At 72.8% G+C, this 25,462-nt stretch carries 26 protein-coding genes; 19 read left to right on the top strand and 7 right to left on the bottom strand.

The window, feature by feature from the left end:
• Positions 1-17 precede the first annotated feature (17 nt).
• Positions 18-1,751, bottom strand: a complete 1,734-nt coding sequence (locus tag DDP54_RS04320; protein ID WP_109130698.1) for an ABC transporter ATP-binding protein — start codon at positions 1,749-1,751, stop codon at positions 18-20.
• Positions 1,732-3,567 (bottom strand): ABC transporter ATP-binding protein, encoded by a 1,836-nt coding sequence (locus tag DDP54_RS04315; RefSeq protein ID WP_109130697.1) that lies wholly within the window; start codon positions 3,565-3,567, stop codon positions 1,732-1,734. Before DDP54_RS04315 ends, DDP54_RS04320 begins: the two co-directional genes overlap by 20 nt.
• Before the next feature lie 179 nt (positions 3,568-3,746).
• Here DDP54_RS04315 and DDP54_RS04310 point away from each other — a divergent pair, with 179 nt between their 5' ends.
• Positions 3,747-4,097, top strand: a complete 351-nt coding sequence (locus DDP54_RS04310) for a DUF3817 domain-containing protein (protein WP_109130696.1) — start codon at positions 3,747-3,749, stop codon at positions 4,095-4,097.
• Between the two features lie 112 nt (positions 4,098-4,209).
• On the opposite strand, the gene DDP54_RS04305 is transcribed toward DDP54_RS04310, so the two are convergent.
• A complete protein-coding gene (locus DDP54_RS04305; protein ID WP_158274451.1) occupies positions 4,210-4,545 on the bottom strand; it encodes a DUF192 domain-containing protein in 336 nt (111 codons plus the stop codon).
• Positions 4,546-4,758: 213 nt separating this feature from the next.
• Between DDP54_RS04305 and DDP54_RS18100 the strand changes: the two genes are divergently transcribed.
• From DDP54_RS18100 to guaA, 16 genes are all read left to right on the top strand, one after another.
• Complete coding sequence (locus DDP54_RS18100) at positions 4,759-5,547, top strand: hypothetical protein (RefSeq protein ID WP_158274450.1); 789 nt, start codon at positions 4,759-4,761, stop codon at positions 5,545-5,547.
• Positions 5,544-6,251, top strand: a complete 708-nt coding sequence (gene cpaB, locus DDP54_RS04300; protein ID WP_158274449.1) for a Flp pilus assembly protein CpaB — start codon at positions 5,544-5,546, stop codon at positions 6,249-6,251. The genes DDP54_RS18100 and cpaB overlap by 4 nt, the downstream gene beginning before the upstream one ends.
• Positions 6,251-7,837, top strand: a complete 1,587-nt coding sequence (locus DDP54_RS04295) for an AAA family ATPase (protein WP_109130693.1) — start codon at positions 6,251-6,253, stop codon at positions 7,835-7,837. Before cpaB ends, DDP54_RS04295 begins: the two co-directional genes overlap by 1 nt.
• Positions 7,834-8,211: a pilus assembly protein gene (locus tag DDP54_RS04290; protein ID WP_146192357.1), complete on the top strand. Its 378-nt coding sequence runs from the start codon at positions 7,834-7,836 to the stop codon at positions 8,209-8,211. Before DDP54_RS04295 ends, DDP54_RS04290 begins: the two co-directional genes overlap by 4 nt.
• A 2-nt stretch (positions 8,212-8,213) precedes the next feature.
• Entirely contained in the window at positions 8,214-9,506 is a 1,293-nt protein-coding gene (locus DDP54_RS04285) for a CpaF family protein (protein WP_109130691.1), read from the top strand.
• Positions 9,503-10,426: a type II secretion system F family protein gene (locus DDP54_RS04280; RefSeq protein ID WP_109130690.1), complete on the top strand. Its 924-nt coding sequence runs from the start codon at positions 9,503-9,505 to the stop codon at positions 10,424-10,426. The genes DDP54_RS04285 and DDP54_RS04280 overlap by 4 nt, the downstream gene beginning before the upstream one ends.
• Position 10,427: 1 nt before the next feature.
• Positions 10,428-11,312 carry a type II secretion system F family protein gene (locus tag DDP54_RS04275; RefSeq protein ID WP_109130689.1) on the top strand — a complete coding sequence of 295 codons (885 nt, stop codon included), beginning with the start codon at positions 10,428-10,430 and terminating at the stop codon, positions 11,310-11,312.
• Positions 11,299-12,522 (top strand): ATP-binding protein, encoded by a 1,224-nt coding sequence (locus DDP54_RS04270; RefSeq protein WP_146192356.1) that lies wholly within the window; start codon positions 11,299-11,301, stop codon positions 12,520-12,522. The genes DDP54_RS04275 and DDP54_RS04270 overlap by 14 nt, the downstream gene beginning before the upstream one ends.
• A 337-nt stretch (positions 12,523-12,859) precedes the next feature.
• Entirely contained in the window at positions 12,860-13,147 is a 288-nt protein-coding gene (locus DDP54_RS04260; RefSeq protein ID WP_109130687.1) for a helix-turn-helix transcriptional regulator, read from the top strand.
• A gap of 114 nt (positions 13,148-13,261) precedes the next feature.
• On the top strand, positions 13,262-13,498 hold the full coding sequence (locus DDP54_RS04255) for a hypothetical protein (protein ID WP_146192355.1): 237 nt from the start codon (positions 13,262-13,264) through the stop codon (positions 13,496-13,498).
• A gap of 71 nt (positions 13,499-13,569) precedes the next feature.
• Entirely contained in the window at positions 13,570-15,108 is a 1,539-nt protein-coding gene (locus tag DDP54_RS18820) for an OmpA family protein (protein WP_109130685.1), read from the top strand.
• 24 nt (positions 15,109-15,132) lie between these two features.
• Positions 15,133-16,542, top strand: coding sequence for a hypothetical protein (locus DDP54_RS04245; RefSeq protein ID WP_109130684.1), 1,410 nt, complete (start codon positions 15,133-15,135; stop codon positions 16,540-16,542).
• Complete coding sequence (locus DDP54_RS04240; protein WP_158274448.1) at positions 16,530-17,159, top strand: hypothetical protein; 630 nt, start codon at positions 16,530-16,532, stop codon at positions 17,157-17,159. Before DDP54_RS04245 ends, DDP54_RS04240 begins: the two co-directional genes overlap by 13 nt.
• Positions 17,160-17,170: 11 nt before the next feature.
• The gene (locus DDP54_RS18815) at positions 17,171-18,265 is read left to right on the top strand and encodes a pilus assembly protein TadG-related protein (protein ID WP_109130682.1); all 1,095 of its coding nucleotides are present in this window, start codon (positions 17,171-17,173) and stop codon (positions 18,263-18,265) included.
• 54 nt (positions 18,266-18,319) lie between these two features.
• Positions 18,320-18,757, top strand: a complete 438-nt coding sequence (locus DDP54_RS04230) for a hypothetical protein (protein WP_146192353.1) — start codon at positions 18,320-18,322, stop codon at positions 18,755-18,757.
• A complete protein-coding gene (gene guaA / locus DDP54_RS04225; RefSeq protein ID WP_277949581.1) occupies positions 18,754-20,364 on the top strand; it encodes a glutamine-hydrolyzing GMP synthase in 1,611 nt (536 codons plus the stop codon). Before DDP54_RS04230 ends, guaA begins: the two co-directional genes overlap by 4 nt.
• Positions 20,365-20,424: 60 nt before the next feature.
• On the opposite strand, the gene DDP54_RS04220 is transcribed toward guaA, so the two are convergent.
• Positions 20,425-21,255 (bottom strand): GGDEF domain-containing protein, encoded by an 831-nt coding sequence (locus DDP54_RS04220; RefSeq protein ID WP_109130679.1) that lies wholly within the window; start codon positions 21,253-21,255, stop codon positions 20,425-20,427.
• Positions 21,256-21,336: 81 nt separating this feature from the next.
• Positions 21,337-21,501, bottom strand: a complete 165-nt coding sequence (locus tag DDP54_RS18095; RefSeq protein ID WP_158274447.1) for a hypothetical protein — start codon at positions 21,499-21,501, stop codon at positions 21,337-21,339.
• A gap of 75 nt (positions 21,502-21,576) precedes the next feature.
• Here DDP54_RS18095 and DDP54_RS04215 point away from each other — a divergent pair, with 75 nt between their 5' ends.
• Both DDP54_RS04215 and DDP54_RS04210 read left to right on the top strand, forming a co-directional pair.
• Positions 21,577-22,707, top strand: coding sequence for a glycosyltransferase family 4 protein (locus tag DDP54_RS04215; protein WP_109130678.1), 1,131 nt, complete (start codon positions 21,577-21,579; stop codon positions 22,705-22,707).
• A 189-nt stretch (positions 22,708-22,896) separates the two neighbouring features.
• On the top strand, positions 22,897-23,463 hold the full coding sequence (locus DDP54_RS04210) for an aromatic ring-opening dioxygenase LigA (RefSeq protein WP_109130677.1): 567 nt from the start codon (positions 22,897-22,899) through the stop codon (positions 23,461-23,463).
• 103 nt (positions 23,464-23,566) lie between these two features.
• Here DDP54_RS04210 and DDP54_RS04205 read toward each other — a convergent pair whose 3' ends face one another.
• Complete coding sequence (locus DDP54_RS04205; RefSeq protein ID WP_109130676.1) at positions 23,567-23,953, bottom strand: hypothetical protein; 387 nt, start codon at positions 23,951-23,953, stop codon at positions 23,567-23,569.
• Complete coding sequence (locus DDP54_RS04200; RefSeq protein ID WP_158274446.1) at positions 23,950-25,344, bottom strand: PspC domain-containing protein; 1,395 nt, start codon at positions 25,342-25,344, stop codon at positions 23,950-23,952. The genes DDP54_RS04205 and DDP54_RS04200 overlap by 4 nt, the downstream gene beginning before the upstream one ends.
• Between the last annotated feature and the right edge of the window lie 118 nt (positions 25,345-25,462).

The raw sequence follows: 25,462 nt of genomic DNA, 5'->3' as shown, positions 1-25,462 counted from the left end.
GGCCGCTGCTCCTGCTGCTACTCCTGCTGCCAGGAGTGCCACAGCGCCGCGTAGTCGCCGCCCGCCGCGACGAGCTCGTCGTGCGAGCCGATCTCGACGATCCGCCCGCCGTCCACGACGGCCACGCGGTCGGCGTCGTGCGCGGTGTGCAGCCGGTGCGCGATCGCCACCACCGTGCGCCCCGCGAGGACCGCCGAGAGCGAGCGCTCGAGGTGCCGGGCCGCACGCGGGTCGAGCAGGCTCGTCGCCTCGTCGAGCACGAGGGTGTGCGGGTCGAGGAGCACGAGCCGGGCGAGCGCGAGCTGCTGGGCCTGCGCGGGGGTGAGGGCCGCGCCACCCGAACCGACGCCGGTGCCGAGCCCGTCGGGCAGCGCCTCCACCCACCCCCAGGCGTCCACGGCTCGCAGGGCGCGCTCGAGCTCGGCGTCGTCCGCCTCGACCCGGGCGAGCCGGAGGTTGTCCGCGACCGAGCCGACGAAGACGTGGTGCTCCTGCGTCACGAGCGCGACGTGCCCGCGCAGGTCCCCGAGCGGCAGCTCGACGAGCGGGACGCCGCCGACGGTCACGGCCCCACCGCTCGGCGGGTGGATGCCGGCGAGCATCCGCCCGAGCGTCGACTTGCCGGTGCCCGACGGGCCGACGACGGCGAGCCGCTCTCCGACCACGAGGTCGAGGTCGATGCCGTGCAGCACGTCGTGCCCCTCGCGGTAGGCGTAGCGCACCTCGGTGGCCACGACGTGCTCGTCGGACGGCTGCGCCGAGCCTGCTGTCCGGTCGGGCAGCACGTTCGCGACGCCGAGGATCCGGGCGAGCGACGTCGCGCCGACCTGGATCTCGTCGAGCCAGAAGATGAGCTCCCAGATCGGGTGGATGATCTGCGTCGCGTACAGCGCGATCGTCGTGACCGCGCCGATCGTCGCCCCGCCCGTCGAGATGAGGTAGGCGCCCCACGCGAGCACGGCGACCACGGGCAGCAGGAAGGACGCGTCGATGCCCGGGAAGAGGATCGAGCGCAGCCAGAGGGTCTTCGACTCGGCCGCGAACGCCTCGCGGAGGTCGTCGTCGACGCGTGCCCGGCGGCGGGCGCCGAGGTTGAGCGCGTCGACCGTGCGGGCACCCTCGACGCTCTCGGTGATCGTGCCGTTGAGCGTCGCGTACGCCGCCGACTCGCGCAGGTACGCGGGCGCCGCGCGCCGCAGGTACCAGCGCGCGACCGGCAGCAGCAGCGGCAGCCCGGCGAGCAGCCCGAGCGCGACCAGGGGGCTCGTCAGGGCAGCGGCGACCGCGGTCAGTGCGATCGTCGCGCCGCTCACGAGCAGGCGCGGTACCCCGAAGCGGACCGTGTACTGCACCCGGTCGATGTCGGTCGTGGTGCGGGCGATCAGGTCGCCGGTCCCGGCGCGCTCGACGACGGACAGCGGCAGCCGCGTGACGGTCGAGAGGAACTCCTCGCGCAGCTCGGCGAAGACGGACTCGCCGAGCACCATCGCGGAGCGCTGCGCGTAGCGGATGAGGACCGTCTGCGCGAGCACGGCGACCACGAGGACGGCGACGGTCCGGTCGACGTACGACGACGTCGTCCCGACAGCGACGGCGTCGATGAGGTGGCCGAGCAGCCACGGACCGGCCAGGCCGGCGCACGCCGCTGCAGCGTGCAGCGCGACGACCACGGTCAGTGCGCCGCGGTGGCGGCGCACGAGCGTGCGGGTCTCGCGCCGCAGCGCGGGGCCGTCAGCGACGGGCAGCTTCACGGCGGTCCTCCTCTCGGGCGTCGTCGGTGGGGCGGGTCTCGGTGGGTACGGTCTCGTGGCCGCGGGACACGACCGCGCGGTAGGCGCGCCCGGCCGCGTCGGCCGCGGCGAGGAGCTGGCGGTGGCTCCCGCGCGCCACCACCCGGCCGCCCTCGATGAGCACGACCTCCTCGACCACGTCGAGCACGAGCGGGGACGCGGTGACCAGGACGGTCGTCCGGCCGCGTCGGGCCTCGGCCAGCCGCCGCGCGATCCGCGCCTCGGTGTGGGCGTCGACGGCGCTCGTCGGCTCGACGAGCACGAGCACCTCGGCCTCGGTGAGCAGGGCCCGTGCGAGCGCGACGCGCTGGCGCTGGCCACCGGACAGCGAGCGCCCCTTCTCCTCGACCGCTCCGGCGAGACCGCCGGGGACCGAGTCCAGGACGTCCGCCGCGTCCGCGACGTGCATGGCCGCCAGCAGGTCGGACTCGGTGGCCCGGCCGCGGACGTCGAGCTCTTCGGCGAGGACACCGGTGAAGAGGTGCGGTGTCGACTCGGCGACGACGATGCGGTCGCGCACCTCGCGCAGGTGCAGCTCGCGCAGGAGTACCGCTCCCCACCGCACCTCACCGAGCGACTCGTCGTCGTCGGCCGCGCTGCCTGCGGGCGCCCGGAAGCGACCCAGCCGCGTCGCGAGCCGTGCGGACTCGTCAGGATCCGCGCTCACGAGCGCGAGCAGCGCCCCCGGCTGCACGACGAGCCCGCTCAGCTCGTCGACGAGGGCCTCGGTCCGTGCGGGGCTCGTCGCGGCGGCCGCGGCGCGACGGTCGGCCGAGTCCGCGCCCGCCTCGGGGATCTCCAGGACCTTGATGATCTTGCGGCAGCCGACGACGGCTCGCGTCATGACGCGCATGGCCTCGGTCGCGGTCCACAGCGGCTGGGTGAGGAAGGCAGCGAACCCGTAGAACGCCACGAGCTGTCCGGGGCTGATCTCGCCCGCCAGCGCGAGGTGCGCACCGACCCAGACGACCGCCGCGAGGAACAGCCCGGGCAGGAGCGTCTGCAGGGCGTCGAGCAGCGACTGCGTCTGCGCGACCCCGACCCCCGCGCGGCGCACGAGCTCCGACTGCGCGCGGTAGCGCCCCGCGAAGACCTCCTCGCCGCCGATCCCGCGCAGGATCCGCAGGCCCGAGACCGTGTCGGCGCCGAGCGTGGTCAGCCGACCCGACGCCTCGCGCTGCGTGGCCTGGCGGCGCTGCAGCGGCTTGACGAGGAGAGCGAGCGCCGACGCCACGACCGGGAGGCCGAGCAGCACGAGCAGGCCGAGCGTGACGGAGGTGCGCATGAGGACGACCGCGACGGCCGCATAGGCGACGATCCCGCCGACGAACCGGGCGGCGACCGCGTACACCTCCCCGATCCGCAGCGCGTCGCTCGCGACGGTCGCCACGACCTCGCCGGTCGGCAGCTCGGCGGTCACGGCGTCGCCCGTGCGGGTGACGTGGTGCCCGATGAGCTGCGAGGTCGCGTAGGCCGCGCGGAGCCAGTTCTCGACGTCGAGACGGTGCCCCCAGACGTTGGCGCCGACCTGCACGAGCCCCACGGCTCCGAACGCGGCGCAGCCGAGCCACAGCGTGCGGCTCAGGCCGTCCGTCAGGCCGCCGTCGATGATGCGTCCGAGCACGTACGGCATCGCGGCCGCCGCGACGTTGCCGACGATGCCGCACGTGATCGAGGCGAGCAGCAGCCCCTGCTGGTGTCGCGCCTGCCACCACAGGAGGGCGGCAGGGGACGTCAGCGGCGCTGGGCCGGGATGGGGGAGCGGGAGTTGACGCACTCCGCCACAGTAGGTGCGGGCACCCACATCGCCGAAGGCATTTCCGCAGGCCCCGAGCGGGTGCGCCTCCTGTTCGGCCGCTCGCGCGGCCGCGGTCGGGGATGATGGACCCGCCCCGCGTCGGCGGTGCTCGTCGCGGTGGCGACCACCGCACCGATCGGGCAGAACAGGAGCGTCACATGGCTGCGCTGGACCCGGTCAAGGGCCGTCAGGCACTGCAGCGGTACCGCATCATGGCCTGGGTCACCGGCACGATGCTGCTGATCCTGTGCCTCGAGATGCTCCTCAAGTACGCGGTGCGCGTCGGCCCCGACGTGCTGAGCTGGATCGGCTGGGTGCCGTTCGCGCACGGGTGGATCTACGTGGTGTACCTCGTGACCGTCATGGACCTGTGGTCGAAGATGCGCTGGGACTTCGGGCGTCTCGCCGCGATGGTCGCCGCCGGCGTGGTGCCGGTCATGTCCTTCGTCCTGGAGCGTCGCGTGCACGCGGACGCCGTGGCGCGGCTCGAGGCAGCCCCGGCGCGCTGAGTCGGCGCTGGGCCCCCGGGCCCAGCAGGCAGCGGGGAGCCGGGGTCCTCGGTTGAGCCCGTGGGCCCGGGACTCCTCGACGTGGCCGGGGCACGATCGCCCGGTGCCGTGCTCAGCTCAGGTCGTCGTCCGTAGCCACCCGGCTGCCCACGACGAGACCCCACCGGTCGAACGAGCCGACGGGTGCCTCCAGGACGTCGACCGCGCCGCGCACCGGTGGGACGAGACCGAACGGTTTCAGGACGCGCACGGCGAGCACTGTGCCGTCGGCGCCGAGCGTCGCGACGTCGAGCGGCTCGCGCATGCCGACGCCGTGGACCGAGCTCGACGGCCGCAGCAGCAGCGCGGGCGGGAGCGGCCTGCGGGCCAGCATCCCGCGCAGCCGGCTCCAGTACGTGTCGGCCACCAGGACGGGCGCGAGGTCGCGCCCGTCGATCGTGAGTCTCATCGCGCGCATCGGACCGCCCACCTCTGCTCGTCGCGCCCGCCGACAGGGTCGGGCGCCGTCGCAACCCTACGGGCGCCCATTCGGTGCACTTTGTCGCGTTCGGGTGAACATGTCGCGACGTCGGTGCATTGTCTGTACTGTCGCCTGTGCTCCCCACCTGCACGTTCGCTGGGAGTGCCGCGCGCCACCACGTCCTCGAAGGGAGCCGTCTGAGTGCCCGTCATCGTGGTGGCCGACCATGCTGTGGCGCCTCGCGGTGCCACCACGGCTGTCGCCGAGCGGCAGGCGATCGCTGAGGCCGTCGACGCGACACCCCGCGGTTCGCAGGTGCTCCTGCTGAGCAGCGACGAGGTCGGCTGGCGGGAGTCGCGCGCGGTGCGGCTCGCCTACGGACGCGAGGACATCGGTCTGCTGCGCTGCGACGTCCCGGTCACCGCGCTGTTCGTGGTGGCGTCGGCGCTCGCGATGTTCCCGGACAGCGAGCTCGGGCTCGCGGGTGCGGCATCGGCGATGGTGACCCGCGCGTCGTCGACGTTCGCGCTGCTCTCGTCGGTCGGCTCGCTCGAGCGCCCGAACCCGCACCTCGGTCTCCACGCGGCGAGCCTGTGGCCGGCGAGCAGGTTCCTCGTGGACTGGGAGCTCCAGCGGGTGTCCCGTGCCCGGGAGCTCCCGCCGCTCGAGGGGTACATCGCCGTCATCGCGCGGTCGGCGAGCGCGTTCGCCGGCGTCGACGACGCGAGCCTGCCGGCCGAGCGGGTCGAGCTGGAGCTCGGACCGGGTGCCTCGCCCTGGCGGTGCGCCCGATGGGTCGAGGTGACCACGTTGCACGAGTGGCTCGAGGACATCGTCGGCCACGTGCTGCGCCCCGAGGTGACACGCACGTTCCCGATCTGCCCGTCCTGCGGGCGCGCCGGCTGGGGGCAGGTCTGCGTCTTCTGCCAGCTTCCGCTGACCGACGTCGCACTCTCATCTGCTGCCGTGACCCCTGGAGGACTTGCGTGAACCCGCGTCAACGCCGTGGTGCCCTCTTGCTCGTCCTCACGTCGATCGGGGCGATCGTGGTGTTCTTCGCGGTCCTCACGTTCGTCGGTGACGTCAGCTCGAAGGTGGGCCCGATGACGGGCGTGCTGCAGTTCACGCGCGACGTGGCTGCGCTCGAGCCCATCGAGTCGGACATGGTCACGATCGTCGAGGTCCCGGAGCGCTGGGTGCCGGCCACGGCGCTGCACACGGAGAAGGACGTCGTCGGCCTCGTCGCGGCGACGGGGTACACGGCCGGCTCGACGGTGCAGACCGGGATGCTGGTCCCCCGACCCGGCGTGCAGCCGGGCTACCGGGAGGTGGCCATCGTGGTCGACGCCGAGACCGGGGTGGCGGGCAAGGTCTCGCCCGGCAACCACGTGGACATCATCGCGACCGTCGCGGGCGACGACCTGAACCCGGCGCGCTCGGAGATCTGGGTGTCCAACGCCCTCGTCCTCGAGGTGGGTCTCCCTGCCGACGTCGAGGGCTCCGACTCGTCGGGCAACTTCTCGACCTCCCGCGGCGTCCCGGTGACCTTCGCCCTGACGTCGGCCGATGCACTGCGGCTCGCCTACATCGAGAGCTTCTCGGTTAAGCTCCGTCTGGCCCTGCGCGGTGCCGGCGACGACCAGGAGCAGGCGCCGGCCGACAAGGTCTTCCTCGGCGACAGGGCGGCGGGCTGATGAGCATCGAGATCCTCCTCGCCACCGGGAGCGACGCGACCCAGCAGCGCCTCGCGCACATGCTGGCCGAGGCAGAGAACCTGACCCTCGCTCATGTCGCCGCAGACGGCGCGTCCCTCGAGGACACGCTCAGCCGCAGCACCGGGATCAACGTCGTCGTGATCGACGAGGCGCTCGAGGGCGGCCGCGGTCACGCCGTCGCGCGCGCGGTCGGCGCCTCCCACCCGCTGGTCGGCGTCGTGCTGCTCGTCGAGAGCGCGGGACCCGAGCAGTTCGCTGCCGCGATGGAGTCGGGCGCGCGCTCGGTCATCTCCGAGTCGTCGAGCCTCAACGAGATCGTCTCGCGCATCGAGGCGGTCGCCCAGTGGGCGGTCGCGGCGCGATCGGCGGTCACCTCCGAGCTCACGGGCGGTCGGGGCGGTCGCGTCGTGGCTGTCGCGGGCGCCAAGGGCGGGGTCGGCGCGACGTCGGTGGCCATGCTCGTCGCGCAGTCGCTCACGGCGACGCGCACGGTCTCGCTCATCGACTTCGACCTGCAGTCGGGGGACCTGGCTGCCTACGCCGGGGTCCACACCCGGCGGTCGATCGTCGACCTCGTCGACATCGCCGGCGAGATGTCGGGTCGCGTGCTCCGCGAGACCTCGTACGACCTCGAGAGCGGGCTCAGGCTGCTGCCCGCACCGAACGACGGCGAACGCGCCGAGGAGATGACGGCCGACGCGGCCCGAGCGGTCGTCAACGCTCTGCGCTACCAGTTCGACGTCTCGGTGATCGATGTCGGCTCGCACCTCGACGACGCGACCGCGCTCATCCTCGAGTACGCCGACGTCGCGCTCCTCGTCGCGACTCCGGACCTGCCGGCGCTGCGGGCCGCGCGGCGCACCCTCGCCCTGTGGGAGCGGCTCGCGGTGCGGCTCCCGACGACGGTCGACGTCGTGCTCAACCGGCGCTCGAGCCGTTCCGAGGTCCAGGAGTCGCTGGCCCACCGGATCGTCGACGCCCCGGTCTCGCTCGTGATCCCGGACGGCGGAGCGCCGTTCCAGTCGGCGATGAACACCGCCACGATCCTCACGACCGCGACGCCCGCGCACGCCGCAGCGGCCCGGTTCGTCACCATCCTGGACAAGGCGCGCGACGACGGGGCGTCCGAGAGCGCGTTCGCCCTGGCGGGCGCCGGCGCGGTCGCGTCGACACCACCTGCGGGCGATCGGCGGAGCACACGGCGCGCTCGGCGGGGCGACGACAGCGGGCAGTCCGCCGTGGAGCTGCCCCTCGTGTTCGCCTTCGGGCTCCTCGTGTTCCTCGTGTGCGCGCAGTGCGTCGTGTGGGGCGCCGGGTTCCTCCTCGCCCGCAACGCCGCCCAGGAGGGTGCGCGCACGATCGGGATCGCACGGTCCTACGACGCGGCGTCCGTCGACCAGGCCCGGGCCGACGCGCTCGGCGAGCTGAGCGGTCCGTGGGCCGACGGTGCGAGCGTCGACGTCGGTCCGAGCGCCGTCCAGGTCCAGGTCGTGGCGCCGACGGTGGTCCCGGGGCTCCACCTGACCTCTGCGGCGACCGCCGCCGTCTTCGCGGAACCCCGATGAGGGCGTTGCGGCAGGCCGTCGGCGCGTCGGACCGCGGAGCCGCGTCCGTCGAGCTCATCGGCCTCGTGGCGATCCTGCTCGTCGTCGCGTCGATGTGCGTGCAGGGGCTGTTCCTGGCCCAGATCGGGGCGGCGACCGAGAAGGCTGCGCGCGACGGCGCCCGGGCGGCGACGCTCGGTCACGACGTGCGGACCGAGGTGGAGCGCCAGCTGCCGAGCTGGGCCCCCATCGAGTCGCTGACGACGGGCACGGCGGCCGTGCCGTCCTGCGCGGGTCGTTGCGTGCGGCTCGAGGTCCGCGTCCCGATCGTGCTGCCCGGGATCACCTCGAGCTCGTTCACTGTCACGCGTGACGCCGACCTCCCGGAAGGCTGACGATGGCACTGCGCGACCGCGTCCAACGAACTGCGACCCGTTCCGACGAGCCCGACCTCGTCGGGCACTACCGCGACCGCCTGCTCGAGGAGGTCGACCTCGACGTCCTCGCGAGGCTCAACCCGACCCAGCGTCGAGCCCGGCTCGAGCGGATCCTGTCGACGCTGCTGTCGATGGACGGGCCGGTGCTCGCGACCCGCGAGCGCTCGATCCTCATTCAGCGCGTGGTCGACGACGCGCTCGGGCTCGGGGTCCTCGAACCGCTCCTCGCGGACGAGTCCATCACCGAGATCATGGTCAACGGGCCGAACGACATCTTCGTCGAGCGCGCGGGCCGGATCGAGCGGGTCGGGACGACGTTCAGCTCGGTCGAGCACCTGTACCAGACCATCGACCGCATCGTGTCGACGGTCAACCGCCGGGTCGACGAGTCCTCCCCGATGGTCGACGCGCGGCTGCCCACCGGTGAGCGCGTCAACGTGATCATCCCGCCGCTCGCGCTCGACGGACCGACGGTCACGATCCGCCGCTTCCCGCGGCCGTACCGGCTCAGCGAGCTGGTCGCGATGGGGAGCCTCGACGAGCACACGGCCCTGCTGCTGGCCGCGTTCGTCCGGGGCCGGTTCAACATCATGATCTCGGGCGGCACGGGAACCGGGAAGACGACGTTCCTGAACGCGTTGTCGGGCATGATCCCGGACCACGAGCGGATCGTCACGATCGAGGACGCGGCCGAGCTCTCGCTCCAGCAGGAGCACGTCGTGCGCCTCGAGTCCCGCCCGGCGAACGTCGAGGGGCGGGGCGAGGTGACGATCCGCGACCTCGTGCGCAACGCGCTGCGCATGCGCCCCGACCGCATCGTCGTCGGCGAGGTGCGGGGTGGCGAGACGCTGGACATGCTGCAGGCCATGAACACCGGTCACGAGGGGTCGCTCGTGACCGTGCACGCCAACAGCGCGCTCGACGCGATGTCCCGGCTCGAGACCCTCGCGACCATGAGCGAGCTGAACCTCCCGGTGGCCACGCTGCGCGACCAGATCAACAGCGCGATCGACATCGTCGTGCACCTCGAGCGCGGCGTCGACGGCACGCGTCGGGTCGCCGAGGTCGCGGCGCTCACGTCGAGCCGGCGGGAGGAGTACGACGTCGTGCCGCTCGCGCTGTTCCGGTCCGACCCCGTCGGCCCCGACCGGAAGGTGACAGGTCGGTTCGTCCTCGCCGCTGTGCCCGAGGCCTTGCGGGAGCGGCTGTTCCGGGCGGGGGAGTCGGTCCCGAGCGGGGTGCCGGCCTCATGACCGTCGGCCCGATCCTGACCATCCTGTTCGCCACGCTCGTCCTGGCCGTCGTCACGACCTCGGTCCTCCAGGAGAACCGTGCGTACCGGCGACGGCTGCTCGCCGCCGTCGACTCTCGGCCGGCGTGGCGCAACCACGTGCTGGCGACGCTCGACGAGCAGGTCCGGCGCACGACGTGGGGCGCGCGGCTCTCGGCGCTCCTCGCCGGATCGGGGCTCGTGGGCTGGTCGCCGACGGGCGTCCTGCTCGGTGTCGCGGCGGCGACGACCGTCGGGGTGCTCGGGACGCAGCCGCTGGTGGGTCGGTACGGTTCGTTCGCCGCCGGGATCGCCGTGGTGATGTCGTTCAAGAAGTGGCTCGACCGCCGTCGCCAGGCGCGCATCGAGAAGTTCGTGACTCAGCTCCCCGAGCTGGCTCGGCTGCTCGCCAACGGGGCCTCGGCGGGTCTCGGTGTGTCCCGGTCGATCGAGCTGGCCGCGCGCGAGATGGACGACCCTGCGTCGGCCGAGCTCGCCCAGGTCAGCGCCGAGCTCGCGGTCGGGCAGTCGTTGGCGTCCGCGCTCCAGCACCTGTCGGCGCGACTCCCGTCGCGCGAGCTGCTCGTGCTCGTGCAGACGCTGATCATCCAGGGGAAGGCCGGCGGTGCGCTCGTCTCGGCGCTGTCGAACATCGCCTCGACGCTCGAGGAGCGCCGTCAGCTGCGTCGGGAGATCAAGACGGCGACCGTCGGCGCGGCGTTCTCCGGGTACGCCGTGATCCTCATCGGGGTCGGGTCGATGTTCCTGATGAACGTGATCTCGCCCGGATCGCTCGACCTGATGCTCGGCACGCTCGTCGGGCAGATCGTCGTCGTGGTCGCGACGAGCCTGTTCGCCGTCGGGTTCATCGCGATCCAGCGGCTCACGAAGGTGGACATCTGACGTGGTGCTCCTGATCCCGCTGTTCGCCGCTGCGCTGACCGTCGTCGGCATCGTCGGGGCGCAGATGATGCGCACGACGGGCCTGGAGGACGTCGAGGCATCGATGCGCTCCGCGCACGGCGACGTGCGTCAGGTCCGCGGTCTCGTCCCCCTGCTCGACCTGCTGGGCAAGCGGCTGGTCGGCACCGCGATGCGGACGTACGGAAGCGCGCGGCTCGGCCGCCTGGACGAGACCATCCGCCGTGCCGGACGTCCCGACGGCATCACCGTGACGGTGTACGTCCGACGCCAGATGGGGTTCCTCGTCCTGTCCGGGATCCTCGTGGTGATCTTCGCCGTGCTCGGCCAGACCTCCGTCGGCTTCCTCCTCGGGGCCGTCCTGTGCTCGTGGATGCGGGTATGGCTCGTGACGACGGGTCGGCGGCGCCAGGCCCAGATCGAGACCGAGCTGCCGGACTTCCTCGACGTCCTCGGGGTGACGGTCGCCGCGGGTCTGGCGTTCCGCCAGGCGGTCGAGCGGGTCTGCGAGTTCCACGAGGGGCCGTTGGCCCAGGAGATGACGACGGCGCTGCGGGAGATGTCGGTCGGCGTCTCGCGCCGGCAGGCGTTCCTCGGTCTGCGGGACCGGACCCGGTCGGAGGCCGTCGGGACGTTCGTGACGGCGATGCTGCAGGCCGAGGAGCTCGGTGTCCCGCTGTCCGACGCGCTGACGGGCATCGCCGCGGACGTGCGGCAGGAGTACGGGCAGCGTGTCCGTCAGCAGGCTGCCAAGGCGGCACCCAAGGTGTCGCTCGTGATCACCACGACGATCGTGCCGGGCGCGCTGCTGCTCATGGTCGCGGCCGTGCTGCTGGCCAACATGGACTCGTTCCGTGACATCTTCTGACGTACGGCTGACAGGCAGGGAGCCGGCGGTCGACGTCGAGGCCATCGGGAGCGTCGTGCGGCTCCTGTGCCATGTCCGGCTCGCCGTCCTGGCACTCGGCGTCCTTGACGCCGTGGTCTCCGGCACGCTCACGGGCGTGGCCCTGACGTTCTCCGTCCTGGCTGTCCCGTTCTCCTACGTCCCGGCGCGGACGTGGCAGCGGCGCGGCGACCAGCTGAGCCGGTCGGGCGTGCTGCTCGCCGCCGACCTGGTGATCACCGCGATCGTCGTCTGGGTGACGCCCGAGTTCGAGCCGATGGTGATGTACGCAGCAGCGACGGTCGCGCTGTTTGGTGCGGCCGTCGGCTTCCAGCTCGCGGTCGTCATGGCCGCCCCGATCGCGCTGCTCGTGCTCGTGTCGATCAACGAGGCGCCGGACGAGCCGCACTGGGCGCTCGTGACGGGTGCACCCGTGGTCGTCGTCGCGATGGCCTGGGCGGGCTCACGGATCGGTGCCGGTCTGCGGGCCCAGGCGTCGATCGCCCACGAGCTGCGACACGTGCAGGCGGACCGGGCGGCGACCCTCGAGCGGGTCAGGATGGCCCGCGACCTCCATGACACCGTGGCCGGCGACCTCGCGGGGATCGTGATGCTCACCCAGGCGCTGACGCGGCAGCTGCGCGACACCTCGGCGCAGGACTCGGTCCAGGACCTCGCCGCTCAGCTCGAGTCGGCGTGCGGGGCCGCGCACACCGCGACGCGGTTCGCGCTCGGCGAGCTCCGCCGGGCCTCGGAGCCGCCGCACCTGATGCTCGCGACGCTGTGCCGGCAGTGGTCCGAGCGCACCGAGATCGCCGTCGACGCCGAGATCGACGACGGCCTCGCGAGTCTGGCCGCCGCGGCCGCGGACGACCTGCGGTCGATCCTGCTCGAGGCGCTCGAGAACGTCCGCCGGCATGCGGGGGCGGGACTCGTCACGGTGCGAGCGACCTGGGACGACGACGACGACGTCGTCCGGCTCGTGGTGACCGACGACGGCCGCGGGCTCATGGCGGACCCCGGCACGGAGCTGGAGCTCCTCGTCCCGCAGGACGGCCAGGAGCACTTCGGGCTGCTCGGCATCCGTGAACGCGCTGCGCTGCACGGCGGCGACGTCCGGGTCACCGGTCGGCCGGGTCGGGGGACGTCGGTCGACGTCCGCCTGCAGCAGGAGAAGGAGGCCGTGCGGTGAAGATCCTCGTCGTCGACGACAACGCGCTGATCCGGCTGGGTCTGCGGGCATCGCTCGCCGGGCTCGCCGGCGTCGAGGAGGTGCGTGAGGCGGCGAACGGTCTGGAGGCGCTCGAGGCCGCGCAGACGTTCGACGTCGACATCGCGCTGCTCGACGTGCGGATGCCGGTGCTGGACGGGATCGGCGCGTTGCCTGGCCTCCTCGAACGCTGCAAGGTCGTCATGCTCACGAACACCGACGACTCCGACGTGGTCGCCGACGCGATGAGGCTCGGTGCGTCCGGCTACATCATCCACGGCTCGCTGCCGCCCGAGGGCATCCTGGCGGCCCTCCAGGCATGCCTGCTCGGGGCACGTTCACCGCGGGCCTGGCGCCGTGGGGGAGCAGGCGTGAGTCGCCGCGCGGCCCGTCGGCGCCGTCGGTCCTGTCGGTCCGCGAGAGCGAGATCATGGAGCTCGCCGCCGCCGGGCTGGCGAACCCGGAGATCGCCGGCGAGCTGTTCCTCAGCGAGAAGACCGTCAAGAACCACATCAACTCGATCTTCGCCAAGCTCGGCGTCGCGTCGCGCGGCCAGGCCATGGCGCTGTGGCACCAGGGTCATCGTGGGCCTGTGGGCCCACGATGATTGGGCCCGCGGTGGGCCCTGGGCAGGTCGTCCCGATCTGTCCGCTTCCCTAGCGTTGCAGGTGGCAGAGCGGCTCAGCTCCGCAGGTGGCCCCTCGAGGGTCCCGTGGTCAACGTGAAGGAGATCGTCATGATGGAGAACCTCGTCCGCAAGGTCGCTGCCGCTCGCCTCGCCGTTGTGGGCGCAGTGCGCGGGCGGCTCCACCGCAGCGACGACAGCGGTCAGGGCGCCGTCGAGTACGTCGGCATCATCCTCGTCGTCGCGGCGATCATCATCGCCCTCGTGGCTCTCGGCCCGACGCTCGGTGCGGCGATCGGCACCAAGATCCAGTCGGCGATCGACAGCTTCTGACATACGGTCGGGGCCGGGCGTCCGAGGTCGGCGCCCGGCCCTCGCCCTGTCCTCCTCTGGAAGGAACCTTCGTGCGTCGTGCCCTCACCGGTCTGGTCGCGTGCCTCGTGCTGCTCACCGCCTGCACCGCGGGCACCGAGCCGAACCCGACCGCGTCCCTGACCGCAGCTCCGAGCGGCACCGCGAGCGCGAGCGTCGAGCCGACCTCCGGCCCGCAGCCCGTGACGGCTCAGGGGACCTATCTCTCGGTCCCGGTGGAGGTCCAGGTCGCGCCGGTCCAGGTCAAGGACGGCGTCGCACTCCTCACGGTCGAGTACCGCATCGCGGCAGGTGCCCCGGCAGGCGCGAGCTTCAGCGTGGGGCAGGCGCTCAAGACGACGACAGGGCCGGTCGGACCGAACGCGGTCAGGCTGGTCGATCTCTCGTCCGCGACCGTGTACCCCCCGGGGACGGACGACAAGGAGCAGCCTGCGGTGACTCGGGACTACCTCGCGGCGACCGCGGGGAAGCCGTCGACGAGCCAGGGCTTCTACGGCGCGCCCGCAGGCGACACGGTCGGGGTCCTCTTCCCGTACCTCGGTCTCGTGGCGGACGTCCCGGTGGTCAGGCTGAGCGCGTCGGAGGAGCTGGCGACGACTCCCGTCGAGCTCGGGCGCACGGGGCAGATCACCTACGTGAGCGCGCCGATCGACGCCTTCTCGGTCGCGTTCGACGACTCCTCGTCGACCCGTGTCACGCAGGAGGAGGTCACCGTGTCGCTCGCGTCGGACGTCCTGTTCGCCGTCGACCAGGCCGACCTCACCCCCGCGGCACAGGCCGTCGTCGACTCCGCAGCGGCCGCGATCAAGGCCAAGGGTGCCGAGGGTGAGGTGCACGTCACCGGGCACACCGACGACGTGGCCTCGGACGCGTACAACCAGGACCTGTCGGTGCGTCGCGCCCAGTCGGTCGTCGACCGCCTGGTCCCCGCGCTCGGCGGGGGCTTCGCCGTGACCGGTGAGGGGCGCGGGGAGAGCGAGCCGGCCGTGGCCGGGACGACGCCGGAGGCCCGTGCGGCCAACCGGCGCGTCGAGATCCGCTTCACCGCCAAGTCGGCGGGCGCGACCGTCGAGGTCGCCGGTGCCGCCGTGGCGGTCCCGGATGCCACGGGCCCCAGCGCGAGCGGGCCCACCGCGGTCGAGGTGACCGCGGTGCCGGGGTTCACGGTGCGTGCGGCGTCGGTCCGGCGCGTCGGCGCCTACCTGGTGGGCAGCCTCGAGGTGAAGCGCACCGCCTCCGGGACCGGTCAGCCGACCGGGATCTTCGGGGACTTCGTCCAGGGCCGGGCGATCTCACGCGGCCTGAGCGCCTACGCGATGGGCGCGGGCGCACACAACGTGACCCTCCTCGGTGCCGCGGCCCGGTACTACCCCTCGGACTACGTCCGCGGCGCGTCGAGCACGGACAAGGACCTGCGGGCGATCGTCGCCGACGAGTGGTTCGTCGCGGCCATGAAGCAGGGCGAGTCCGTGACGGCGACCGTGCTGTGGCCGGACCCGGGCGGCTCGACCGTCACCATCGACGTCCCCGAGCGCTTCCGCCTCGCCGACGTCCCCGTCCAGGCACCCTGACCCACGACTCGCCGGAGGTCCCGCATGCGCACCACCGACCGCAGGACGCCGGCCTCGTTCTGGCGGCGCGCGGCGGCCTCGCGTGACGAGGGTGCCGGCAGCGTCGAGTACCTCGGCGCGACCATGTTCGTGGCCGTGATCATCATGTCGCTCCTCATGCTGGCGACCCCGCTGGGCAACCAGATCGCCGCGAAGCTCTGCTCGGCGTTCGGCACGACGTGCGGCTCCGACACGGCGGGGCCCGCCGTCCCGGACGGGCCACCCGAGGGCCCGTGCACGGTGCAGAAGGACGGCACGCATCTCGAGGCCGGCGTGAGCGTGTCGTTCATCTCGCTCGGCTCGAGCGGTGACATGTCGGTCGAGCAGCGGAGCGACGGGACGTACAAGGTCACGGTCGGCGGCGAGCTCGGCGCGGACGCGTCGCTGAGCGCCGGCGAGGCGCAGGGCAAGCTCTTCATCGGCGAGTACGGCGGTGAGCTCGGTGCCGAGGCATCGGTGTCCGCCGGGGCCTTCGTCGGCACGGGAGTCGAGTACACCTTCGACTCGAAGGCCGAGGCGGACGAGTTCACGGGCTGGGTCGAGCGGACCGTCGCGAAGGAGGGCACCACGTCCGTGGCGAGCGCCCTCGTGCCGGGCGCCGGGGTGGGCGTCGAGGTCCTCAGCTGGCTCTGGGACAAGGTCGCGGGCCACGACTACACGCCGCCCGCACCTGACGCGTCGTACTACGAGGGTGGTGTCTCGGCGAACGGAAGCGCGGCGGTCGGTGGGATCACCGCGGGCGGGAGCGCCTCGGCCGACTACCAGAGCGCGCTCGGTGTGAAGTTCGACCACGTCACCGGGTCCACGACGGTCTACAACAAGGTCACGCTCGACGCCGAGGCGGCCGTTCAGCTCGGGCTGTCGTCGACCGACGGCAGCTGGGGCGCCGGCGGGGAGGGCTCCGCGGGCATCGAGATGGTCGTCGCGACGACCATGGACGAGAGCTACACCATCACCGGGGTCTCATACGACGGTGCGGCGACCGCTGAGGGCGCGGGGTCGCTGACGGCTCTGGCAGGCATCCCGCTCCAGGGTGGCGGCGGCAAGGGGGTGCAGGTCTCCGCCTCGTTCGACGTGACCGCCGCCAACCGGTCGCAGGTCACCGCGGCGCTCCAGGGCATCGGCGTGCTCGCGGTCGTCCCCGGTGGCTCGTCGATGGCGCAGGCGACAGCGGTTCCGCTGATCTTCCAGCAGGCCAGGGCGAACGGCGAGGTCACCGCGCAGTTCCTGGACGTGAACTCGTCCAACCTCGTGGACGCCGCGCTCGGTCTCGAGGCGCCGGCGATCGGGGGGCTCTCGTTCGCCCTCGGCGCCTCGACGTCCAGCGAGACCTCGACCGGTGCGTACTACCTCGGAGACAACGGATGGCAGGAGTGGGCAGCATGCGCAGCATGACAAGGGTGGCCGCCGCGGTGGCACTGACCGGCATCGTGGCCCTCGGGGGCTGCGCCGGCGGAACCGGCAACCCGACCGGAGGCGCCTCGACGCCCCGCTACGAGGTCGCGCCGTCCGGCGGCACGGTCACGATCGAGCCGACGAGCGGGCTCGACGGCTCCGCAGAGTACGAGACCGACGTGTTCAGCATCGAGGTGCCGTCAGGGATGACCGCGACGAAGACCGATCGCGGCGCGGCGGGGATGTCGGTCGACCTCCGTGCGGACGGCGCAGCGCGTGCGTCGGTCATCGTCAACGTCACGCCGCAGAAGGGCGCGAACGACGATGCCGTGAACGCCGCGTCGGTCGTGGCCGCCGCCCAGCTGGGCGGGAGCGGACTTGCCACCGACATCGTCCGCAGCGCGGCGACGTGGGAAGGGTTCGCCTACGCGGTCCAGATGACGTTCACGCTGAACCTCGACGCCAACGGCACGGCGCAGGTGCTGGACGGGATTCTCGTCACGACCCGCAACGAGGCGAGGACGTACCTCGTGTCGATCTCGGCCGAGGCCCCCGCCGGTGGGCTGACCTCGTCGGTCGCGTACGACGCGCTGCGCACCCTGCGCCTGAAGGGCTGAGGAGCCCGACGATGTTCCGGCGGCGGGTCGACGTGCGTGGCGTGCGGCTGTTCGTGGTGCTCGACCTCATGACGTTCGCGGCGGTGTACTGGCTCCTGCTGCCCGCGCTCGACCAGGTCCTCGCGACGCTCGACACGACGACCCTCGTCGCGACGGGGCACGTGCTGACGGCAGTCCGGCTGACGTTCATCGGGGCGATCGTCACACGGTCGGTCCGGAGTCGACGGGGGCTCGTGGCGCGGACCGACGCCGTCCCGACGGTCGTCGTCGCCGCGGTCGTCGCGTGGTTGCTCCAGTCGGTGCTCGGCGTGGCTGCGCTGCTCATCGTCGGGATGCCTGCGTTCTCGTGGTCGATCCTGCTCGCCCTCGTCGAGTGGGTGGCCTTCGGGCTGCTCGGCGCGATGTTCGTCGCGCGAGGCGATGCCGACACGATGCCGTTCCGGTTCCGCGTCGAGGCCTCGGACCGGGGCAGCGTGAGCCTGTTCCTCGTCCCCGCGACGGTCGCGCTCCTCTTCGTCACGTTCCTGGCCATCGCTGTCATCGGCTCGGCGACGAACGACCGGCGTGAGTCCACCACCGCGGCCGACGCGGCGGCGCTCGCCGCGGCCGACCAGTGGCAGGGCTCGCTCGAGGCCTACTTCGACCACCATGCGGGCGCGAGCGAGCACGCCGACTTCTGGGCGCTCGCGGGAACCCGCCTGCAGGACGTGACGTCGCAGTCCGCGATGCAGGCGAGCGCATCGAGCTACGCGGCACGCAACGACGCCGAGCTCGTCGACTTCGCCGTGGACTTCACGACGGCCCAGGTCTTCGTCCGCGTCCGCAACAACGACACGGTTCCGCAGTCCAGCAAGCGGGTCGAGTCGACGGCGACCGCAGGCCTCGAGTTCAGGAGCGGGCTGTGCCGGTCCGGCGTGCGGCTCGGCTACCTGATCGGGGGGGCGTGCCGCACGGTCCCGGACGTGCTGCCCACCCCGACCCCGACACCCACCCCGACCCCCAGCCCCGGGGAGACGCCGGCGCCCGTGACGCCCGAGCCGGCGCCGCCCTTCAGCGTCCCCGGCGGCCTCGGCGGTTTCCGCGTCGACACCGTGCTGACGGGGTAGTCGCGTGCGGGCATCGCAGCACGTCACCGGCAGGCACGTCGAGAGGTGGTCCAGGTGAGCGGTCTTCAGCTCGTCCTCGTCAGCGGCGTCGTGGTGGTGTTCGTCGTCGCCAACCTGGCTGTCTTCGCGTGGCGGGTCAGCCGGCACCGCGTCTTCACGCGCGGTCTGCGCGGCACCGCGGTGGTCATCGGGGTGCGTCGTGCCGCCGTGTACCAGCGCAAGGCGCTGCTGGAGGCGCCGACCGACGTCGTGACCCTGGCGACCGCCGCGGTGCCGCGCGGCATCGAGGCCTCGCAGAAGCTGCCTGCGGGCCAGTACGTCGTCGGTCAGACGGTCGAGGTCGTCCAGCACCCGCGCGACCGCTACCGGCTGTTCGTGGACCGGCCGGATCTCGAGCCGTCCTCGCTGACCGTCTATGCCCCGCTCGTGGCTGCCGCGATGGCCCCGGTGATCCTGCTGATCGCCAGCGGCCGCCTATCCTTGACCCCGTGACCTCAGCCGCGCAGACCACACCGCCCGCGAGCGCTCGTCGCCCACCGTCGCACCGACCGGTGCTGGTCGTGGACTTCGGGGCGCAGTACGCGCAGCTCATCGCGCGTCGCGTGCGCGAGGCGCACGTGTACTCCGAGATCGTCCCGCACACCGCGACGGTCGAGCAGATGCTGGCGAAGGACCCGGTGGCGATCATCCTGTCGGGCGGGCCGGCGAGCGTGTACGCCGACGGCGCACCGTCCGTGGACCCCGCGCTGTTCGAGGCCGGCGTGCCGGTGCTCGGCATCTGCTACGGCTTCCAGGCCATGGCGGCGGCCCTCGGCGGGACGGTCGCGCAGACCGGTGCGCGCGAGTACGGCGGGACGGCGGTCTCGGTGCACGACGCCGGCACTGTCCTCGCCGGCAGCCCTGACGCCCAGACCGTGTGGATGAGCCACGGCGACGCCGTCCATGCGGCCCCGGAGGGTTTCGAGGTGCTCGCGACCTCGACCGGTTCGCCGGTCGCCGCGTTCGAGGACCGCACCCGGCACCTGTACGGGATGCAGTGGCACCCCGAGGTCAAGCACTCCGCGCTCGGCCAGCAGGCGCTGGAGAACTTCCTGTACCGGGGCGCGGGACTTGCCCCCGACTGGAACCCCGGCAACGTCATCGCCGAGCAGGTCGCAGCGATCCGTGCGCAGGTCGGCGACGCGCGCGTCATCTGCGGGCTCTCCGGCGGCGTCGACTCCTCGGTCGCCGCGGCGCTCGTGCAGAAGGCCGTCGGCGACCAGCTCACCTGCGTGTTCGTCGACCACGGCCTGCTGCGCACGGGTGAGGCCGAGCAGGTCGAGAACGACTTCGTGGCCGCGACGGGGGTGCAGCTCAAGGTCGTCGACGCGCGCGAGCGCTTCCTCAGCGCCCTCGCGGGGGTGAGCGACCCGGAGACCAAGCGGAAGATCATCGGCCGCGAGTTCATCCGCGTGTTCGAGCAGGCGGCCCGGGAGGTCGTGGCGGACGCCGGCGAGCACGGCACGGAGGTCAAGTTCCTCGTGCAGGGCACGCTCTACCCGGACGTCGTCGAGTCCGGCGGGGGTGAGGGTGCCGCGAACATCAAGAGCCACCACAACGTCGGCGGGCTGCCCGACGACCTGCAGTTCTCGCTCGTCGAGCCGCTGCGCGCGCTGTTCAAGGACGAGGTCAGGGCCGTCGGGCTCGAGCTCGGGGTGCCCGAGGCGATCGTGTGGCGCCAGCCGTTCCCCGGACCCGGGCTCGGCATCCGCATCGTCGGCGAGGTCACGGCCGAGCGTCTCGACCTGCTGCGCGCGGCCGACGCGATCGCGCGCGAGGAGCTGACCAAGGCCGGCCTCGACCGGGAGATCTGGCAGTGCCCCGTCGTCCTCCTGGCCGACGTGCGCTCGGTCGGGGTGCAGGGGGACGGCCGGACGTACGGCCACCCGATCGTGCTGCGGCCGGTCTCGTCGGAGGACGCGATGACTGCCGACTGGACGCGTCTGCCCTACGACGTGCTCGCGATCATCTCGACACGCATCACCAACGAGGTCCCCGAGGTCAACCGCGTCGTGCTCGACGTCACGAGCAAGCCGCCGGGCACCATCGAGTGGGAGTGACCCCGCCGGGCACGTGAGCTGCGCAGCCGCGCTGCGACCGGTTCCGACGCGTGGACCGCGTCAGGTGGTGCGTGCCCGCAGTCGCTTGTCCGCGTACATCCGCCGGTCGGCCTCGGCGATGACCTGCGCGGCCGTGACCGAGCTGCCCGGTCCGATCTCGTGGACGCCGATGGACGCGCCGACCTGGACCGGAGCGCCCCCGATCAGCAGCGGCAGGTCGAGGGCGCGGCGGACGTCGTCGATGCGGCCGGCGGCGCCGTCGGGCGGGCCGTCGTCGATGACGATGAACTCGTCGCCGCCGAAGCGTGACGCGAGCGCGTCCGGCCCGACGGACCCGACGAGCCGTCCGGCGACGCCCACGAGCACCTCGTCGCCCGCGTTGTGGCCGAGCTCGTCCCGCGTGGCGAGGAGCAGGAGCGCCCGCTCGGCCGCGGCCTGCCGCTGCGCGAGGTGCGCGATCCGCACGAGCCCGATCCACGTCGCGGAGGTCCGTGTCGCCGGGTCGAACGTCATGGCACGCGCGATGTTGCCGGCGAGCGTGAGGATCACGGCGACCGACAGGTACAGGAGCGCGGGCCGCGCCGCCCGGTTGCCGACCGCGGCCTGCAGGACCATGCCCGCGAGACCGCTCACGAGCAGCACCAGGAGCAGCGTGTAGGCGCGATCGCCGGGGCCGACGTCGCTGCGCACGAGGGTCGGGTGCAGGACGACCGCCCACAGGACGCTGGCGGACGCGAGCCACATCACGGCCGCGTCGATGAGGCCGCTGAGGTCGCGGCGCACGAACGGCGACAGGATGCCGATCGCCGCGGCGAGCAGGAGCGCGTACCCGAGCGGCAGCGTGACCTTCGAGGCGAGCCCGTCGGCACTGACGTGGCCTCGGTCGCCCACACCGACGTACCAGACGGCCGCGTCGACGGTCAGGGTGACCAGCGCCGCGGCCAGCAGCCACCAGGGGGCGGACCGGCGGACCTACCCCGAGGCGAGGCGTCGCAGCACGACGACGGCCGGGATCGCGATCGCGAGCACGAGCGCACCACCGTGCGCCAGACCGTTGGTCGCTGCGTACACCGCGCACAGGCCGAGCCCGAGCGCGACCAGACGCGCGTGCGTCGGCAGCGAACGGAGGTGGGCCACGGCCACCCGATCGGCCGGGAGCGCCAAGGATCGAGGAAGGCGAGCGGGTGAGCCTGCGCCGGTTAGCCTGGGCGCGTGCGCATCGTCCATGTCTCCGACTGCTTCCCGCCCCGGACGGGCGGGATCGAGTCCCAGGTCAGCGACCTCGCGGCGCAGCAGGCCGCGGTGGGGCACGAGGTCCACGTCCTCACCGCGACGCTCGGTGCGCACGGCGAGCGCGGGGGCGTCGTCGAGCACGTGCGGGGTGTGGCTGTCCACCGGCTCGGCACCCGCCTGCCGTTCGACCTGCCGGTGAACCCGGTGCAGGCGCGGCTGCTGGGCTCGGCGCTCGACTCCCTGGCGCCCGACGTCGTGCACGTGCACGCCGGCGTCGTCTCGCCGTTCGCGTTCGACGGCGCACGCCTCGCGGTCGCGCGGGGTCTGCCGACGGCGATCACCTGGCACTGCATGCTCGACGGCGTGGTGCCGCCCTTGCGCGCCGCTGTCCGGGCCACGAGCTGGCGGTCGACCGCAGCGGCGTTGAGCGCGGTGAGCCGTGCGGCCGCGCAGCGGGTCGGCCAGGTGTTCGATGCGCCGGTCGAAGTCGTGCCGAACGGCATGGACCTGGAGGCGTGGGCGCCGTCGGCCGACGCCGGCGTGCGCGCCGGGGGCAGCCCGGTCCACCTCGTCGCGACGATGCGCCTCGCGCCGCGCAAGCGGGCGGTCCCGCTCGTCGAGCTCGTCGCTGCGGCCGCTCGTCGCGTGCCCCCGGGTGCGCTCCGGCTGACGGTCATCGGCGACGGACCGACCCGCCGGCGGGTCGAGCAGACCGTCGTGTCGCACGGTCTCCAGGCCGTCGTGCACCTGACCGGCCGCCTCTCGCGCGAGGAGGTCCGGGCCGCATACGCCGATGCGGACGTGTTCCTCGCGCCTGCCGAGCTCGAGGCGTTCGGCATCGCGGCCCTCGAGGCCCGCACCGCCGGGCTCGCGATCGTGGCGCGGAGCGGCACCGGGATCGAGGAGTTCGTCGTGGACGGCACGGACGGCCTCCTGGTGGCCGACGACGCCGAGATGACCGAGGCGATCGTGCATCTCGTGCGGGACGAACGTCTTCTCGCGGGCATCTGCGCGCACAACAATGCGGTCAGACCGGCGTTCGGATGGGACCGGGTCCTGCGTGCCGCCGAGTCGGAGTACCGCCGGGCCGGCACCCTCGCAAGCCGATAGCCCAGGTCATGACGCCGGCGCCGACGCTGTCTCGACGCGCCGGAATGCACGAGCCGAACCGTGACTAACGTCCCGCTTCAGTACTGTGGGCGTGCACCACGCTTCTCATGTGAACCGCAGAAGGTTCACCGGGTCCCGAATCCACCAGGGCCCGAACCCCGGGGGTTACTCGAAAGGGATCGGACGATCATGTCGAACGTCACAGTCACGGACCGCTTCAAGGGCGCGCGCATCATCGCGCTCCTCACCATCATCGCCGGCGTCGTCCTCATCGTCGCCGGTGGCATCACCTGGGGCGCTGTGGCCTCTCAGCTCAAGGACGAGAAGATCGAGGTCGCCGCGGTCACGCCCGAGGAGCCGGGTTCGCTCGCCGGCAAGGTCGTCCAGGACCCGTTCACCGCCTTCGCCCAGGCGAACGCCATCAACCACCACGCGCTCACCGCCACCGGCGGCCGTACCTACGCCGAGCTCGGTGACGACATCACCGCCAAGAAGGCCGAGCTCAAGACCGCCGGCACGTCGGACGCGGACATCGCCAAGGACGCTGACGTCCTCAAGCTCCAGGGCCAGCGCACCACGATCATGAACGGCTCCTTCCTCCGGGCGTCGCTGTTCACCTCGGTCGTCGCGTTCGGCATCGCGGCCCTCGTGATCGGCCTCGGCATCCTCTTCATCCTCGTCGGCTACGCGATCCGCGTGCTCGCCGTCAAGCAGGAGACGGTCGTCGCGCCGGTCGCGGTCGCCACGCAGGTCTGATCCACCCCGCACCACACGCCTCGGGCCGAGGTCGGCAGCTGCCGACCTCGGCCCGAGGCATCTCTGCGCATGACGGCCGTTGCTGCGCCGCACCCCGTCCCGCTCAGGGACCGCGGTGCCGGGCGGCAGCCGCGATGGATCCGCCGAGCATCGCCGCGCCGGCGACCGCAAGCACGGCGATGAGCGCGAGCTGGAGGTCGAACACCGCGCCGGCCGCCAGGGCGACGACGCCCACACCGATCGCCGCGATGACGAGTCCCCAGACCGCCGTGGAGACCCGCAGCCGTGGCCGCTCGGGGCTGGTGGCCGGCGCATCGACGGGGGCACCGGACCAGGCGCTCGGCGCGGTGCCGGCCGGGGCGGGACCCGGGCTGGTCGGCGCAGAGGACTCCGGGAAGAGGCCCGGGATCTCGGCAGTCGCTCCGGTCGGGGACTGCTGCGGCTCGTCGCCGCTGGTGGGGAGCTGCTGGGTCGTGTCGTCGGTGGTCATCGTGACTCCTTGATCGTGACGTCGCCTGCACCGACGTTGACGTCGAGGGCGAGCTGGGCGTCGGTGCCGTCCGTGACCTCGGTGCTCTCGAAGCGCCGCGGGCCCTGGCCGACGCCGCTGGACGTGGTCTGGTTCCCGCCGATGTCCCAGGTGATGTCGCCGACGCCGACCTGGACGTCAGCGGTGACGGGGGTGCCCGGCGGGACGAGGACGACGAGCGTCCCCACACCCACATGGATCGGGATGTCGAGCGTCTCGGTGGTGAGCGGGACCTGGCGGAGGTCCACCGTCGTGTCGCCCGCACCGACCGAGTAGCCGACGGCTGCCTGGTCGCGACTCGTCATGACGACGACGCTGTCCTTGACCGTGGTGTTGAAGTTGCCGTCCCAGTGCCAGTCGTTGCTCTCGCCGAAGGCCAGCGGCCCGGCGACGAGGATGGTGACGATCGCGAAGAACCCCAGGACGCCGCTGGTGCGTCCCCGCAGGCCCGACACCACGATGCCGAGCCCGAGCAGCACGATCGCGATCCCGGCCGTCGTGAGCAGGACCGGGCCGTCGAAGTAGCCCTGCCGGCTGGCGAGGAGCAGACCCGCGAGGGTGAGGACCGTGAGTGCGACGACGACGCCGAGCGCACCGGCACCCGGGCCGCGGGACGGCGCCTTGCGGGGGAGAGGGGTCGCGACGGGGGAGGTCGACGGCGCGTAGGGCGCGTACTGCGTCCCGGCGTAGGACGCCGTCGCTGCGTACGGCGCAGCGGAAGCGTACGGCGCCGACGGCGTGGTCGAGGACGTCGGGCCGTACGACGTGGGGGTCGCGTAGCCCTCAGCCGCGCCGGCTCCCGGCGGCGGTGGCGGCACGGGCGGCGTGCCGGGCGTCGGGTAGGGACCGTAGGGCGTGGGCGGGCGCAGCCCGGAGGCGCGGCGACGGCTCGAGGAGTTGGCGATCAGCACGATGACCGTGACGATCCCCGCGAGCCACACGAGCCCGACGATCCACGCGGCGCCGTTGCCGCCCCACCACCAGTGGTCTCCGCGGCTCAGTCCGACGATGACGAGGGCGATCGCACCGAGCAGGGCCACGTCGAAGCGGCCGCGGATGGTCTCCTCGAGGTGGATGCGGCCGTCGCGCTGCTCCGGCAGGAGCGCCCAGCCGACGCCGTAGGCGACGAGCCCGAGACCGCCGAGCAGGAAGCTGACGACGAAGATGGCGCGGACGAGCAGCGGGTCGATGCCGAATCGGCGCGCGAGCCCACCGGCGACGCCGCCGGCCCAACGGTCGTCGGAGCGGAACAGCCCGGTGCGCCGGATGGCGGCGAAGAAGCCGTCGGTACCGTGCGGTGACGGCGGCGGTGGAGGTGTCGGCCCGTTCGGGTCAGGGATGTAGGTGTCCATGACTCGATCGTGCTGCCTCGCGGCGACGCCGGACATCGGGTACGTCCCTGAGCGGACCCTGAACTGCGGTGATGCGAGCCCTGAACTCTGCCCTCGGGGGCCCTGAGGGGGCGCCGCG

The sequence above is a fragment of the Cellulomonas sp. WB94 genome, from assembly GCF_003115775.1.
GTDB lineage: Bacteria > Actinomycetota > Actinomycetes > Actinomycetales > Cellulomonadaceae > Cellulomonas_A.
The sequence above is the reverse complement of the archived record's forward strand: the minus strand, read 5'-3'. Positions and strand labels throughout refer to the sequence as shown.